This is a genomic window from Psychrobacter sp. WY6 (assembly GCF_018448495.1).
Classification (GTDB): domain Bacteria; phylum Pseudomonadota; class Gammaproteobacteria; order Pseudomonadales; family Moraxellaceae; genus Psychrobacter.
Window position 1 is genome coordinate 2,574,187 of sequence record NZ_CP049902.1, and the last position, 15,770, is coordinate 2,589,956.

At 42.2% G+C, this 15,770-nt stretch carries 8 protein-coding genes and 9 pseudogenes; 3 read left to right on the forward strand and 14 right to left on the reverse strand.

Annotation, left to right across the window (positions count from 1 at the left end; all coding sequences use genetic code 11):
• Window positions 1-69: 69 nt before the first annotated feature.
• Window positions 70-1,014 carry a D-Ala-D-Ala carboxypeptidase family metallohydrolase gene (locus G7Y90_RS12805; protein WP_201560924.1) on the reverse strand — a complete coding sequence of 315 codons (945 nt, stop codon included), beginning with the start codon at window positions 1,012-1,014 and terminating at the stop codon, window positions 70-72.
• Between the two features lie 263 nt (window positions 1,015-1,277).
• On the opposite strand from G7Y90_RS12805, the pseudogene rodA reads away from it, so the two are divergent.
• Window positions 1,278-2,418 (forward strand): annotated as a pseudogene (gene rodA / locus G7Y90_RS12810) (rod shape-determining protein RodA).
• 961 nt (window positions 2,419-3,379) lie between these two features.
• Window positions 3,380-3,947: pseudogene (locus G7Y90_RS18070) on the forward strand (septal ring lytic transglycosylase RlpA family protein).
• A gap of 170 nt (window positions 3,948-4,117) precedes the next feature.
• On the opposite strand, the pseudogene radA reads toward G7Y90_RS18070, so the two are convergent.
• The 13 genes and pseudogenes from radA to G7Y90_RS12875 all read right to left on the reverse strand — a co-directional run bounded on the left by radA (window position 4,118) and on the right by G7Y90_RS12875 (window position 15,180).
• A pseudogene (gene radA, locus G7Y90_RS12820) lies at window positions 4,118-5,574 on the reverse strand (DNA repair protein RadA).
• 334 nt (window positions 5,575-5,908) lie between these two features.
• Window positions 5,909-6,613 (reverse strand): annotated as a pseudogene (gene lptB / locus G7Y90_RS12825) (LPS export ABC transporter ATP-binding protein).
• 148 nt (window positions 6,614-6,761) lie between these two features.
• Window positions 6,762-7,242 (reverse strand): annotated as a pseudogene (lptA, locus tag G7Y90_RS12830) (lipopolysaccharide transport periplasmic protein LptA).
• A gap of 186 nt (window positions 7,243-7,428) precedes the next feature.
• On the reverse strand, window positions 7,429-7,623 hold the full coding sequence (locus G7Y90_RS18075; protein WP_284143742.1) for an LptA/OstA family protein: 195 nt from the start codon (window positions 7,621-7,623) through the stop codon (window positions 7,429-7,431).
• Between the two features lie 10 nt (window positions 7,624-7,633).
• The gene (lptC, locus tag G7Y90_RS12835; protein WP_284143743.1) at window positions 7,634-8,011 is read right to left on the reverse strand and encodes an LPS export ABC transporter periplasmic protein LptC; all 378 of its coding nucleotides are present in this window, start codon (window positions 8,009-8,011) and stop codon (window positions 7,634-7,636) included.
• Complete coding sequence (locus G7Y90_RS12840) at window positions 8,008-8,574, reverse strand: KdsC family phosphatase (RefSeq protein ID WP_201560936.1); 567 nt, start codon at window positions 8,572-8,574, stop codon at window positions 8,008-8,010. Before G7Y90_RS12840 ends, lptC begins: the two co-directional genes overlap by 4 nt.
• A gap of 98 nt (window positions 8,575-8,672) precedes the next feature.
• Window positions 8,673-9,663: pseudogene (locus G7Y90_RS12845) on the reverse strand (KpsF/GutQ family sugar-phosphate isomerase).
• A 213-nt stretch (window positions 9,664-9,876) separates the two neighbouring features.
• Window positions 9,877-10,409 (reverse strand): annotated as a pseudogene (hfq, locus tag G7Y90_RS12850) (RNA chaperone Hfq).
• Window positions 10,410-10,878: 469 nt separating this feature from the next.
• Window positions 10,879-12,027: a tRNA (adenosine(37)-N6)-dimethylallyltransferase MiaA gene (gene miaA / locus G7Y90_RS12855; protein WP_087815931.1), complete on the reverse strand. Its 1,149-nt coding sequence runs from the start codon at window positions 12,025-12,027 to the stop codon at window positions 10,879-10,881.
• 91 nt (window positions 12,028-12,118) lie between these two features.
• The gene (locus G7Y90_RS12860) at window positions 12,119-12,343 is read right to left on the reverse strand and encodes a hypothetical protein (protein WP_250162545.1); all 225 of its coding nucleotides are present in this window, start codon (window positions 12,341-12,343) and stop codon (window positions 12,119-12,121) included.
• Window positions 12,344-12,606: 263 nt separating this feature from the next.
• A complete protein-coding gene (gene mutL, locus G7Y90_RS12865; protein WP_250162546.1) occupies window positions 12,607-13,866 on the reverse strand; it encodes a DNA mismatch repair endonuclease MutL in 1,260 nt (419 codons plus the stop codon).
• A 176-nt stretch (window positions 13,867-14,042) separates the two neighbouring features.
• Window positions 14,043-14,565 (reverse strand): annotated as a pseudogene (gene tsaE / locus G7Y90_RS12870) (tRNA (adenosine(37)-N6)-threonylcarbamoyltransferase complex ATPase subunit type 1 TsaE).
• Window positions 14,558-15,180, reverse strand: a pseudogene (locus G7Y90_RS12875) (6-pyruvoyl trahydropterin synthase family protein). Before G7Y90_RS12875 ends, tsaE begins: the two co-directional pseudogenes overlap by 8 nt.
• Window positions 15,181-15,575: 395 nt before the next feature.
• Between G7Y90_RS12875 and G7Y90_RS18080 the strand changes: the two are divergent.
• Window positions 15,576-15,698, forward strand: a complete 123-nt coding sequence (locus tag G7Y90_RS18080; RefSeq protein WP_020443648.1) for a hypothetical protein — start codon at window positions 15,576-15,578, stop codon at window positions 15,696-15,698.
• The last annotated feature ends 72 nt before the right edge of the window (window positions 15,699-15,770 follow it).

A 15,770-nucleotide genomic window follows, 5' to 3' on the forward strand; every position in this document is an offset into this window, starting at 1 on the left:
AGCGCTTTTAATCTAACTTAATTCGCTCTGGCTTATATTTATTTGATTTTTTAATAGATCATAGATGACTTAATAGCGGCACGAAGATGAGCTGCTGGCATGATTAAAGCCCCATTTACGATAACCATCGGTGTCTATATGTATCGCACCCGTAGCATATAGGCCTAAACCGAAATTGTGAGATTGACCCTGATATTGCCAAAACTGGCACAAGCCATCTTGCATCGTACTGAGCCGCCATAAGTTATCTTCATACTCTGGCACCCAGATGTCAATAGCACTGGCATTCATATGCTTGCTACTGTCGGCTCCACCTGCACAGTCATTAAGGCCAGGACTGCGATATACCGAGCGTATTTCACTACTGATAGGTAGAATTCCTTGATGCTTCAATTCGCCGTACAAACGTAATGTCGGGACGATATTTGCCCATAACTCTTGCGGTGGCAGCTGATAAGGCTCATAACCACATTTGCTCCAGCTTCGCGCTGTTGTGAGCAATTGCGACATAGGCGGTACATTGTGTACCCCTACCCGCGAATTTAGGTAGCGTTGAAAATCTGCCACTTGCCTAGCACGGTAGCTATTGCTATTCAACCACGCGTTAAAATCCATACTAATAGAATCAGTATAAGTACTATTGTAAGTATTGTTCGCAGTGCTGTAGCTGTTATTACTGTAAGTTGTATTATAAGCAGGCGCGCGCCGATTGACATTCATGCGCTTATTTTCTTCAATAGACAGACTGTCATCGAACTCAAAATCACGCTGCTTTTGAGCAATCAATCCTTGCATGCTATCGCCACTCAGCATGGTAACGCCAGAATTATAGCTTGTAGTATTCGTCGAAGGTCTGATGTGAGCGTTACTACTACTACCCTGACGTACTTGGATACGGCGCTCACTATTGTCGCTGATAATAGCGGCATGAACAGAGATGCTACTGGCACAGATGAGTAGTGCAAGCATAGGCTTGTGAATCTGCCTATAAGGATATTTTTTTGTATTGGTCATTGCAACAAGCTACCGCTAAAAACGTTTTATCGATACTATCAAATTTTCAGCAAGCAAGCTAAACTATCGCCTCTAATCAGAGGCGTGTTATTGGTAATTAACACTTATCCTTATAATTTTTATAATTATGTGACTTTATTTCTTATGTGTTACTTTATCTACGATATTTTACTTGCATAGATATAGATATGGTGCGATTGCCTTTAAATGTTGATCTGATTTGAAAATTCCCTCTTACCTCAATTGCCAGACACACTTTGCCTATGTCTTCTAATCCGCAATACCGTTTTTCACGTCAGAGCCATCATTTAGGCCAAGGCCATGCACCATCGTTATGGCAGCGTATACATATCGATCCATGGTTGACCCTTCTCTTATTGACGGTTTGCTGCATTGGTTTGACAATTTTATATAGTGCGGCCGGTCAAGATGTCGGTATGGTATTACGTCAAATGGTCAGCTATGGTGTGGCCTTTACGGTTATGTTTATCATGGCACAGATACCGCCTAGCCTTTATCGCACTTTTACACCTATCTTTTATGTAATGGGATTAATTTTATTGGTATTGGTCGATATCATCGGTGAAGTACGTATGGGTGCTCAGCGCTGGATTAATTTACCAGGGTTTGGCAGTGTGCAACCCTCAGAATTTATGAAACTTGGGATGCCAATGATGTGTGCTTGGTTTTTATCCAAGCGTGATCTACCGCCCTCTCTATCTAGCATCGTCATTACCTTAGCCTTAATCATCGTCCCTGTATTATTAATTGCAAAAGAGCCTGATCTTGGGACGTCGCTATTGGTGGCAGCCAGTGGTATCTTTGTGCTTTTTTTGGCAGGGTTGTCTTGGCGATTGATTTCAGCTGCCGCCATATTAGCGATACCGCTTATTGCGATTGCTTGGAATTTTCTATTACATGATTATCAGCGTACCCGTGTCTTAACACTGCTCAATCCTGAAGCCGATGTACAAGGGGCTGGGTGGAATATCATTCAGTCAAAAACCGCCATCGGTGCGGGTGGACTCACTGGTAAGGGCTATTTAGAAGGCACGCAGTCGCATTTACATTTTTTACCAGAAGGTCATACTGATTTTTTATCGCGGCTTTTTCAGAAGAGTTTGGCTTGTTGGGTGTGATTTATTAATGTTCATTTATTCCTGTTTGCTCCTGCGCGCCTTATACATCGCTTTCACCCATCCTGATGTATACAGTAGATTACTAGCGGGTGCAATTGCCATGTCTTTCTTTGTTTATGTGTTCGTTAATGTGGGTATGGTTGGTGGTATTTTACCCGTCGTTGGCGTTCCTCTGCCCTTCATTAGCTATGGCGGTACTGCAATCGTCACTTTGATGGCAGGATTTGGACTACTTATGTCCATTCACACTCATAAGCCCAGTTGACGCACAGTTACCAGTGATTCTCTAATGAACATTCAAACTTTATCTTAATGCTATTCATGTTAAAAATCAAAAGACACAGGCTATATAAAAGTTGTAAGGCGGATGAATCAGCCAATTAAAGCCTTTATCTAAATCATTGTTACATGCAAAATGGTTGAAAATAAATATAAATCAACAACAAATTAAGGGTTTTTAACAAATTTTATTGTTTCATCATTTTATGGCAAGTCCTATAACTTGCCATAAAGACCCTCCTATCTACTTTTGATAATAAATACAAGCCATTGATTTAATTGAAATGATTAAAAACACCCTTATATTTCCTCTCATTAAAACACTTCGTTGCCAATTGGTACTGATAGATTTTAATCCTTGTTTTTTACAAATAATTGCGTTAACCTCGTTTTACTGTACTTTGATACATAACCCGTACATAGCTACTAATAAACTTTGCATTTAATTATATTTTGGTTGTAGCTCGTACGTATAGTTAGCGAATTGTAGATTCCAAGCTTTCAAATACACTACTTAATTAACGGTTTAATAACAAAGACACACGCAATGCCTTCTAAAACCTTTATTAATTTAGCAATGTTAGAAAGTTTGTAAATAGCACATATAGCGGACTCGGTACTCAACCTTTGTATTCGGATTGGGTATTCTACTAATATCGTTAGCTGTCATTTGAGCGTTTCATAAGTATCTTTGGGCGTATTATCCTGACCCGCTTATGATAATAAAATGAAAAATTACCATACCTTAAAATCTATAAAAGCCACGTTTAGTATCAATAATTATATGAAAAAAATATTGATGATGCGGCTTTAGAGTTTGTGACGCTGTTAGATTGGTCTAACATTGCCACGCTCAGTCTAGAACTATTAGAGTTAGATTTTAAAGTATAAGTTATAGAGGTATCTATGAATAAGCGTTTATCTGGTTTACTTACCATGTCAGCAGTATTGTTTGCTGGCTCCGCAGTTGCTACTGCAAATGCTGTAGAAGCCAAACCTCTCTTGCGATGATTTCACAAGATAACGCCTCCCATATCGATCGTGTACTTGGTGAGCTTAGCCGTCAACATGATGGCGCATCAAGTTTGGTGAAGTCAGCACGCCAACCAACCTCGTTGGCACTTAGCAGCTCACTGTTAGCCAGTGACACCTCTCAACTGACTAATGATGAAGATGTATTAGAGCGTCTGACAGCCGTAGCCTCTAACTCGGTCAGTAAATTTAAGCAAACAGGCCTAGCCTCTTGGTATGGTCGTAAATTCCATGGTCGTAAAACAGCCAGTGGTGAAACATTCGATATGAATGGTTTGACAGCGGCGCATCGTTCACTGCCATTGAATTGCTATGTTAAAGTCACCAATAAGACCAACGGTAAAAGCGTCGTGGTAAAAGTGAATGATCGTGGTCCATTCCATGGTAACCGCGTGCTAGATTTGTCTTATGGTGCTGCCAAAAAACTCGGTTACGGGTAAAGGTGTGGGTAATGTTGCTATTGAGCGCGTTTCAGGACCATAATTCTAAAAAACAGTCTATTTGTATTAGAGCATAAAAAGCGCCTAACACATCAGTGTTAGGCGCTTTTTTATAGTTTCAGTTTATTGTATCCATTAGGCTACAAATAAAGCTGTAGCGCTTAGCAATAACTTATAAAACAAGGTGTAATCAAAATGATTAACCCTTACACCTTACAGTTCAAATGCACTCTCAATGGCATCATCGAGACGTTCAACGGCAATCACATTGATGCCTTTAAATTGAGGAGCATCCTTAGCAGGCGCATTGGCTTTTGGGATAATGGCATACTTAAATCCATGTTTCATCGCTTCCTTTAAACGTTCTTGACCGTTTGGTACAGGACGGATTTCACCCGACAATCCCACTTCACCAAATACAGCCAATGACGATGGCAAGGCTTTTTCTTTAATACTTGAGGCACAAGCCAACAATACTGCCAAGTCAGACCCAGTCTCTATAACCTTGACACCACCGACGACGTTGACATACACATCTTGTCCGCTAGTATGAATACCGCCGTGTCGATGCATGACGGCCAGCAGCATGGACAGACGCTGAAAATCCAATCCTAATGCCATTCGTCTAGGTGAGCCTTGCGAATCATCCACTAATGCTTGCACCTCCACCAACAAGGGTCGTGTGCCTTCGCGGCTGACCATGACGACAGATCCAGCAACGGGTTTGTCATAGCGACTTAAAAATATCGCTGATGGATTGGCGACCTCTTTCAGTCCCATATCTGTCATACCAAAAATACCTAATTCGTTGACGGCACCGAAGCGGTTTTTGACGGCACGAATCATCCGAAAACGTGAGTCTGATTGACCTTCAAAATATAAGACCGTATCAACCATGTGTTCAAGAACGCGCGGCCCTGCGAGCGTGCCTTCCTTGGTTACATGACCCACTAAAAATAGCGCGGTGCCAGTCTGTTTGGCGTAGCGAGTCAAGATGGCCGCAGACTCTCGAATTTGACTGACGCCGCCAGGTGCAGAATTGATTGCATCCGTATAAATGGTTTGAATAGAGTCAATAATAGCGATGGCGGGTTGCTCTTGAGTCAAGGCGGCACAAATAGTCTCTACATTGGTTTCGGCCAGTACGCGTAATCTATCGGCCGGTAAATCTAAGCGCCTAGCGCGCATAGCAACCTGTGCCAATGATTCTTCACCAGTCACATACAAGGCGCTACCTGCCAACGAGTCGGCACGTGCCATATTAGTCGCAGTTTGCAGCAAAATCGTCGATTTACCGATACCAGGATCACCGCCGATTAAAACGACTGAACCAGCAACCAATCCTCCACCAAGTACACGATCAAACTCACTAATACCAGTTGGTAAGCGTGTGTCTAGCGTCACGCTCACAGCATTAAGCGGCATGACCGCACTATGCGTACCCGAATAATTTCCTGATGGTGCACCACCTAATTCACGAGAGGCTGATCGATTTGCTGCTGGTTTAGAAACGTTTTTATTGTGATGGGGCATGCTCACATTTGGTGCTTCGACCAAGCTGTTCCATTCACCGCAATCGGTACATTGCCCTGCCCACTTGCCAAATGCGCGCCGCAATGCTGACAGACATAACTGCTCTTTTTTTGCCATAACGTATGAACCTTATTCAAGTGTCCAATCAAGATTAATTGATAAAATATCGTGACGCTCTAATAAGCGTTAATTTGAGAATGATTTTTGAGATAAATTCGCCATCAGTCGCATGGACGATCTAATAGAAGAGGTGATGCTAAATGTGATGAATAGCTAGATATAGGAAAAGTAGCAAGCGCTGTCTTGAGAACTTAATGGAAATTATAAGTCTAACAGACAGCGTAAATAGTAGCGCGAAAAACACGTTGAGATATTAAGGTTGTATTGAACATTTAAAAATACGCAGAGCTAATCGATGCGCATTTAGCAAAAATGTATTCGAGACAAGTACAATATTCAACACATCCTCGTTTATACGTGAAAGTCTTTACCCAGATAAACGGCTTTCACCAATTCATTTTCTAACACTTCACTAGAAGTACCTTCAGCGATAATAGCACCTTCTGAGACGATATAAGCTTTCTCACAAATAGCCAAGGTATCGCGAACGTTATGATCAGTAATCAAAACACCAATACCACGATTTTTGAGGGTCAAAATAACGTCTTTGATATCACCAACAGAGATAGGATCCACGCCTGCAAATGGCTCATCTAATAAAATGAACTTTGGGTCAGCCGCCAATGCACGGGCAATTTCACAGCGACGACGCTCACCACCTGATACGCTCATACCTAATGATTTTCGTACATGCTCTAGATGGAATTCACCGATTAGTTTTTCCAGCTCTTGCTTTGCTCGCTTTACTCAATTCTTTGCGAGTTTCTAAAATAGCCATGTTGTCTTCGATAGACAATTTTCGAAAAATAGACGCCTCTTGTGGTAAGTAACCAATTCCTGCCCGTGCACGCTCATGCATGGCATATTTAGACAGATCCATTTTTCCTAAAGTGACACGGCCTTGTCCATATTGACCAACCCTACCACCATATAAAAGCTGGTTGTCTTCCCTGCACCATTTGGACCTAATAAACCAACGACCTGCCCTTGTTCTACGGAGAAAGAGACATCTTTCACAACCCAGCGCTTACCATAGCGTTTGCCTAGATTTTGCATTGATAGTCGCGTCGCAGGTGCTGCGTTATTGTTGGTTGCTAAAGGGTTTGTATTTTTATTATCACTCATAACTTACTCATACGGTTGCGGAATTCAAGCACTAATACACTAAGGGATGTTGATACAGTTACATTAACCATTCAGCTTTTTAGCGGATGCTACTTTGGCTACCATTACTACTGGGCGGAAACACCAACTCTACGCGCTGATTACCGCCAGCAGTTGCTTCAACATCACCAGCTTTTAGGCTATAACGAATGACATTACCCGCAAAACTGGCGCCATTTTGAACCAACTTAGCATTACCCGTCAAAGTAACAATACCCGTGACCGCATTATAATCAATCTTATTGGCTTGACCTTTCGCCAGCCCTTTTTCTTGTGTGACTACCTGTTGCATGGTTGCAGGGCGTCCAGTCGCTACTGCTGAATTAATACTGCGACCCTGTGATAGGTTAACCGTAATGTTATCAGCGGTCATTTTAAACGTACCTTGAGTGATAATGACAACCCGAGTAGCTGGTAACGCCTGTACGCTCACTATAGGTCGCTTTATCAGCCAATAGTTTGATTTCTTGATTGGCATCTGATGGCAGCGCATGACTGTAAAGTGGCAGTGCCAGCAGCATAACCGTTGGCAGCACATGTAATTGACGCAAGCGGCACGCTGTTAGATTGAAGCGTGCTAATGATGAGCGCAAAGTAGGCAAAAATTTAGATGTCATAAAAATCACTCGTTTTATAATGGGTAGTAGGATTTGCAAACTTTATGCTAGCTGCTATTTTTATTACATAGTCAATAAGAGTTACTGCGATCAAAACAATGCTTTATCTTGGCGTTCAGCTGGAGTAAAAGCGACGGCAACTTGACCAAACTCATATTCACCGGTCTCAAGGTTGGCGGTCATGCTAGAAGCTTCAAACCGATTCATGCCTTGTTCAATCTTAACAGGCGCGTCACTATATACTTGCCCTGATTTGGTATTGCCTTTAAGGATACTACCTGTCACCTTTATCGGTTCAATATCTGGCGTCTTTATTGCCTTCACTGACCAGTGAAAAGCCCCCTGACAAGCTGAGTTCACCCGTTTGCTGACTGATAGCAGCACTACCCGCTTCAATACGATAACGCTGCTCTGCCGATGGCTCCCAATTCATAGTGATGCCTGACATCTCGTCTAAATTGGTCTCTGGATTGTGCGTCAATGTTTTGGCAGTCAGCTCATACTCAGTTTCGCCTTTCTCATTAGTCTGTACCGCTTTGATATCTGTTGCTTCATAATCAACATCGGTTGCTTCCATGCTAACTGGCGGCGCTATCTCTCCTTGCTGTTGAAAAAACCAACCTGCAATACCAGCGATAATCAAGGCAAGAACTATTAAAACACGAGTATTCACGACAAATTATCCTGAGTTTTTGCTGCATCAAGCGTATAATACGCGATGAAGTCTTGATAGTGTCCATGACCTTTCAAAATGAGGTCACATACTTCACGTACAGCGCCAGTGCCACCTGATCGGGTGGTGACCATGTCACTGCGATTGATGACTTCAGCATGCGCATTGGGTACTGTTGCAGCAAATCCAACGGTCTGCATCGCTTTAATGTCTGGTAAATCATCGCCCATGTAAGCGCAATCAGCAGCCGTGATATTGAGCGCTGGATCAAGTATGGTTAGTAGCTCATTTAAAGCAACCAGCTTATCATCACGACCTTGCACCACATAATTAACGCCCATTTCCGTGGCGCGCTTATCTACCATGGCACTGCTACGACCTGTAATAATAGCCGTCAAAATGCCATAACGTGCTAACGACTTAACGCCTACGCCATCATGGACAGAAAAGGCCTTGGTCTCGATACCATTGGCATCATAGATAATTTGACCGTTTGATAAAATACCATCGACATCCATTATCAACAGCTTTACTTGTCCGGCTTTTTTGATTAAGTCTTGCATCATATCCCTCTTTCTTAAGGCTATTTTTTACATTTATTGTTATAAATCGATACTGTGCGAATCTATACTGTATAAACCGATATCTTTATTAATGCTATTTATTTTACACCGGCTTGTAGCAAATCATGTACCGTAATAATTGCTTCTAAACGATCTTGGTCGTCAATAATTAGCAACTGGCTAATACCATTTTCATTCATCACACTGAGCGCATCTGATGCGCGCATGGTCTTACTAATGCGCCGTGGATTACTAACCATTACTTCAGCCATCGGCGTTTGCAAATCGATGCCTTTTTCTAGACCACGGCGTAGGTCACCATCTGTAAATACCCCAACCACCTTATCATTATCATCGGTCACCACCGTCATTCCTAAGCGCCCAGCAGACATAGTAAAAAGCGCTTCTTGCAGTGGCGCTTGCTGATGAATAAGCGGCAAATCTTCTGACTTAGTATGCATTAAATCTTCAACTCGCGTTAGCAGCTGACGACCTAATGCGCCTGCTGGATGCGATAATGCGAAATCCTCTGAGGTAAAGTTGCGCGCATGGACTAAGGCAACGGCCAATGCATCGCCAAGCGCTAAGGTCGCCGTGGTACTGGAAGTAGGAGCAAGATTAAGTGGACAAGCCTCTTGCGATTTACCGAGCGTCAATACAATATTCGCGGCACGAGGCAACATACCGCGCTTATCACGGCTAATACTAATCAGTGGAATATTTAGGTGTTTGACCACTGGCAGCAGCATCTTAATCTCATCGGACTCACCAGAGTTAGAGATAGCAAGCAGTACATCACCTTTTACCAACATGCCTAAATCGCCATGCCCAGCTTCACCAGGATGCATAAAAAAGGCTGGCGTGCCAGTAGAGGCAAACGTCGCCGCTATTTTACGCCCAATCAATCCTGACTTACCCATACCAGTGACCACGACTCGACCCTTACAAGCTAAAATAATCGCATGCTTGTGCAAACCTATCGTCTATCTGCTCTGTTAGCAAAGCCAATGCCGATATCTCAGTGTTAATCGCTTCGATAGCCTTACTAATAAACTGCTCATGGGTTAGATTGATTTGGGTATTACTCATGGATTCGCTCTATTTTATAATGAATCAATACTGTATTTTACTATACTATGCCCAATATTAATAATAATCTACGAAACCAATCGCTAACAACTCGGCACGTCATTTTAGACCATTATTATACGTTTATTTATACAAAAAAACCCACTATAAAAGCAGGTTTTGATCGGATAAATCACGTATTAGTAATGCACCTTCGATAATGAATCTTGCTCTCTAACCATTGTTATCATTAGATCCATCATTTGGCTTTTCCTCAAAACCCGTATTATCTGCTGGGTTTTCGAAGCCACGGTCTTGACCAAAACCGCCACGTTCAAAGCCACGCTCCTGACTCTGACCAAAGCTACCACGCTCAAAACCACGATCTTGACCTTGGCTAAAACCGCCACGATTAAAACCACTGCGATTAGACGCAAAACCGCGCTCTTCAAAGCCACCTGTGCTAGCAGGATTACTACCGCGTTCAAATCCGCCGCCTTGATAACCTGCTGGAGCAGCGCTTTGCGGTTGAGTACTTGTACCTGTCGTTGTCGTACTGCTACGTGGATTACGTGCCGGCACGACGGTTGAGATAGCGTGTTTGTATACCATTTGACTGACAGTGTTTTTGAGCAATACCACGTACTGATCAAATGATTCAATCTGACCTTGCAGCTTGATACCATTGACCAAGAAAATAGAGACAGGAATACGATCTTTGCGCAGCGAGTTCAAAACGGATCTTGTAAAGTTTGTCCTTTTGACATGAGAGCTCTCCTAAATATTATTAATTATGTTTTAGTGCCAATTATTTTAAGTGTTCATTTAATTATAATGGCTAACGGCAGATACAATAATAAATTTTCTTTATAAAACGTATCTAAATAAACGCTACTTGTTCTTAAGTGATTCCACTTTATCGCGAATACATTATTATTGTAAATAATTAAGTAACTAGTTGTTTCAGTAGTTATTTTTATCAACAAACGTCAATTAATATTGATTGAAAACACAGTTAGGCTAATATTACACCTACTATTTTGATGAATTTAAATTATAACAGCTATCTACGATATATTTTGATACTAATTGTCATTACTTTCTAATAGTTGCATAGAGCTTTTTGCAACTATATTTTTAGTACACCATATTGTATTTATAAGGTATTAACTCATACCATATTTTGAGGCGATAGTGATTTTGCTATAACTGATAGCTTTAGTATCATTGATAGATTTAATATAAATAGTCTCTTGCCTGCGCCATGGTAGTGAATGCTTTTACCACCATATTGCGGTCTATAGAATAGCCTTCCTCACTAGAGGTATCGGCTGCTATCGCCCCATCCATGGACTTACTAGGCAATTGCATGACTTTGCGTAACCATGTGTACTGACGTTTTGCCAATTGTCTTGTCGCATATAATGCCTTATTTTGCATTTGCTGACAAGCAAGTGCCTGGGTCGCATCATCAGATAAGCTTGATTGAGCTGAAGACTGCAGCACTTCAAAAGCACTGTAAAATTGCGCTTTGTCTAGATGAGGCTGTTCAAATACTGGGTGATCGATATGTACTAGGTATTCTAGTACTTGGCGATAACCAACGCAGCGCATGGATGGTAGATTTGGCGTTAAAGGATAGCGCTCCAGCAGACCAATGACCTCAGTCACCAACCCGTCATTCCACATGATATCTAAACGTTGCTCGATACGTGTATGCAACCATGGACGATCAGGCATGACTGTCAATGCATGCCATTGCTGATTGGGATTATTTGCCAATGCCTGCTTGGGCTTGCGCTGCCAGTCACTTATAGGAATGTCAGTTTGCAGATAAACTTCAACTGCTCGGGTGATGCGCTGAGTATCAGTCGCATTAAGGCGCTCATGGCTGATCGGATCTATCTCACCCAAATAGTCGTAAAGCGCACTAATGCCTTTATCTTGCCGCCACTGCTCCACACGTGCGCGAACACTATCATCACTGTCAGGTACTGGAGATAGCCCGTCTAGCAGTGCCATGTAATACATCATAGTACCGCCAACCAGCAACGGTATTTTGCCATTCTCGTGACAGCTATCAATCAAACGGGCAACGTCATTCACAAATTCGGCGACGCTATAGCTCTGCATAGGATCGATAATATCAACCAAATGATGTGGATAACGCGCCAACTCAATAGCGGTTGGTTTTGCCGTACCGATATTCATATCACGATAAATCAGCGCTGAATCTACTGAAATTAGCTCATAACGCCCTGTATCATATAACTCATAAGCCAGTGCAGTCTTGCCACTTGCTGTCGGCGCCATCAAACACACCACGCTATTATCTGCTAAATTGGCGTTTAGGCGATAAGATGAGCTGTCAGATGAAAGTTGCATAGGCTTGCCTTTATTAATGATATTAGTAGCAATAAATAACTTTGAGCAGTGTCATTGCTAAAATTTGCTTATTATATTTTTGTCGTTATAGCTATCTTGACTCAGGCGCAGATAATAGCATCAATGTTGCTAATTGATTACCATCTATCGCTTTAATCGCATGCTGAGTCAGTAACGCGTCGATATCCGCCAAGAACACCATCAAGTCTTGCTTTGACATTTGCATGCTCACGGCAGCAAGTTGCTGATTAATGTCATTTGCACTGTGCAGCCATTGATCTTTTTTATGCCCTATTGCTAAGTAAACTTGACTCAAATAACGAACGCATTTTTGATTGCCAATTCTCTGCACCGAGCAATACACATTGGCTTTGATGATAAAACAATAGCCAAGGCAGTGCTTTATTCTCACTATATGTCGTGCCAACAGATTCGGTTAATGCCTCATTTAAATGAGTAACAACGTCTAGGCAATAAGGCAAAGATGTCGAATGTATTGCGACATCGTTAGCGATACCTCTGGTGTTTTGACTTGTTTTCTCAGAAACACTTGGTACGTTTAAGGTTTGAGGCGAATACCTATTTTCTGACAACTGATAGGGTTGTTTGGGCGCTTTTACCTGCCTGGCTTTTGCTTGAATAAATGGTCGTTGATGTGTTTGGCATTGCAGTAGCGAATGCGTTATCGATAGACAAATTACTATCTACTATCTGACTATTACCTAGTATTTGAATAGCATTAGCAGAACTGATCGTCTCTGTAGTCACTACTGTCTTAAGTTTTGTCCGAATCGCATGGCTTACATGCGCCATAATATTATTGAGCGGACTTATTTTAATACGCTGTTTAGATGGATGCACATTGATATTGAGCCACTGAGTGGGCAAATCAAAATAAAGCGCATAGCCAGTTCCTACCAACTGAGCAGTTTGGGCAAGTTGGCGTAGCTGATTGCTTATCAATGCTTCTTTTACCAGTCTGCCATTCACATAGATTAATTTTGGTAAGGTATCCTGCGAATCAGTGATAGGCCATAACCAACCATTAACGCTTGCTTGATCGCCAAAGCCATTATTAACATATTCTCTGGATGGCTGCATTAAACTGGTGAGGTCTATCGCTATCTCTAACGCCTTTTTGGTTAACGACAACCCAGTCGCTTGCTCAAGACGTGCCAATGGCAAAGGATTGACATTATTATTGCCATTAGCATTTGTAGAAACGGTATTTAAAGACTTTGAATTTGAAAGCCTTGTAGTTGAAGACATCGTACTTAAAGACATCGCACTTGAAGAAAGTGACAATCGTTTTTTATTATCATGAAACAGCGTCAGTGCCACATCTGCTCGCGCCAAAGCCACTTCGCGCACAATCGTTTCGATATGACCGAACTCCGTCGCAATAGATTTCAAATTGCCACGGCGTGCTGGTACGTTAAAATATAAATCTTTAACCGTAATGGTGGTACCACGATGATGCACAACTGGCATGAGCTTTGGCGCATCATCTAACACACCTGCGACTTGCAACTGGCGACCGATGCCACTGTCATCATGGCTACTGGTTAAAGTCAGCCGAGATACTGCCGCCGTCGCTGCTAGTGCTTCCCCGCGAAAACCCAACGTCGTAATACCGTGTAAGTTAGCGACATCCGCGACTTTACTGGTTGCATGACGGGTAATTGCCATGACCATATCATCGGGATGAATACCCACGCCATTGTCGACCACTTCAATCATACCCATGCCGCCTTGAGTAATATGTATCTCAATATTGGTCGCACCAGCGTCAATGGCATTTTCTAGCAGCTCTTTGACTACAGCTGCTGGGCGTGTCACTACCTCACCCGCTGCCAATTGATTGATGAGCAGCGGCGATAGTTTTTGATGCGAGTATAAGAATGATTGTCTGGCATTTTCGGCATTAAGAGGTATCGTTGTTTTACGTGATGATAAGTAGTACTGGCAGATATTGATGACTTATATTAAGGTCTGTTGAACATTCAAATGTATAATTAAATCTTAACAGAGGATAAATCCAAGCCTTGCGCTTGTCCAGCCTTCGATAGCCGCAGCTCGACTTGACGAGACTCATTATCCTTATCAGTGCTAGTAGCTTGCGTCATATCGATAAACAAGGTCGGCGGTGGTAAATATGTCCGCACGGCTTGCCCATTCGATGATAACCAATGCATTTGGCTCATCCAGATATTCATCAAAACCGATAAAAGACAGCTCTTCTGGGTCTTGCAGACGATACAAATCCGCGTGGTAAACTGGCTTGACTGAGCCGTCTGTTTGCTCGATGCTATAAGGCTCGACCAAGGTATAAGTCGGGCTTTTGACGGCACCTGCATGCCCGAGCGCCTGCAACCAATAGCGAGTCAGAGTCGTTTTACCTGCCCCTAAATCACCTGCCAACCAGACACTACCTGTCAAAGGTAAAGCTGCCAATTGTGCAGCCAAACGCTGAGTATCGGCTTCTGTATACAGTGTCAGCGTCTTAGCATTTTTGTCCTCTGTTGTACTATTAGGCATCGGGCTTACCTACCTGCACTTTCGTCTGTACCTGCATAGTCACCGTTGGGTTGATAAAGCTTTCACCGCGGATCAATTTGGCATATAGCTCAGGGTCGTGCCACTCGGCACTGACTTGATCGCTAAACTCAAACGCTTCTAGATGAAGCTTACCCATTTGCTCATTCGCCACATCATCAGCAAAGCACTGCGCGTAACCGGTAGCGGTTTCATGTGCAATCACCGAGTAAACGCTGACATCAGATTCACCGTTTTGCATTTGGGTTTGTTTTAGAATTTCTTGCGCCCAAAAGAATATCACGCGTGAAAACTGCTCTGCCGATGGCGATACTGGCAAGCTTATCCAGCGCGCACTGAATTTTTACAGGCAGCGACATACTCAGGGTCGTCTTTATTCCAAAAACAAATCGCGTGATCAAAGCTGTCGATAATGTCCTTGATAGACGATTTTAATAAGCCAAAATCATAGACCATTTGCCCATGATCCAAGCGCTTAGCCTCAAGAATCAGTTCAATCTGATAACTATGACCATGTATAGAGTGTTTGCAGCGCTCAGAGCTACAATTACGCACAATATGTGCATTTTCAAATTTAAAAAGTTTACGGATACGCATAACAATCAACCAAAACAGTAAGCATTTTTATGCTAAATATGAATATTATAAAAGTTTGCCGCGACGACTTATCGGCTTGTGGCTTATTATAGCAAATCGTGATGACTCCGTAAGTAAGCACTTATTAATAGCAGTATTGACTAAATAAATTCATGGCATTGAAAATCTACTTATAAAACTCATTTATCAAACAAATTTTTAGAAGGAGCATTATACAAGGGATGGATACAGGATTGACTCAAATCGTAGGTGAATTGTGCTAGCGCTATCTATTGCGACCCCTTAAGCATATACTCATTGCAGTACGCACTATTTGCGTCATCAGCATTAATCTAACCTTAAAGCTATTTACACTGGCTTAAAAGGTATTACGGCTTATCTCAAGAGGAAAAACCATGAGTAAAGGTCAAGACAGTAAAAAGAACGTAAAAAAGAAACCGCTATTAACGGCAAAAGAGAAAAAAGCTGCCAAACAATCTAAGAAAGACGACAACGGCAGTATCTTAGGTAAACATTAATATTTAGTGCATCATTGTGTCACTTAAATCTATGCCAATCGAACCTCACGGTTTGATTGGCATTTTTTATGC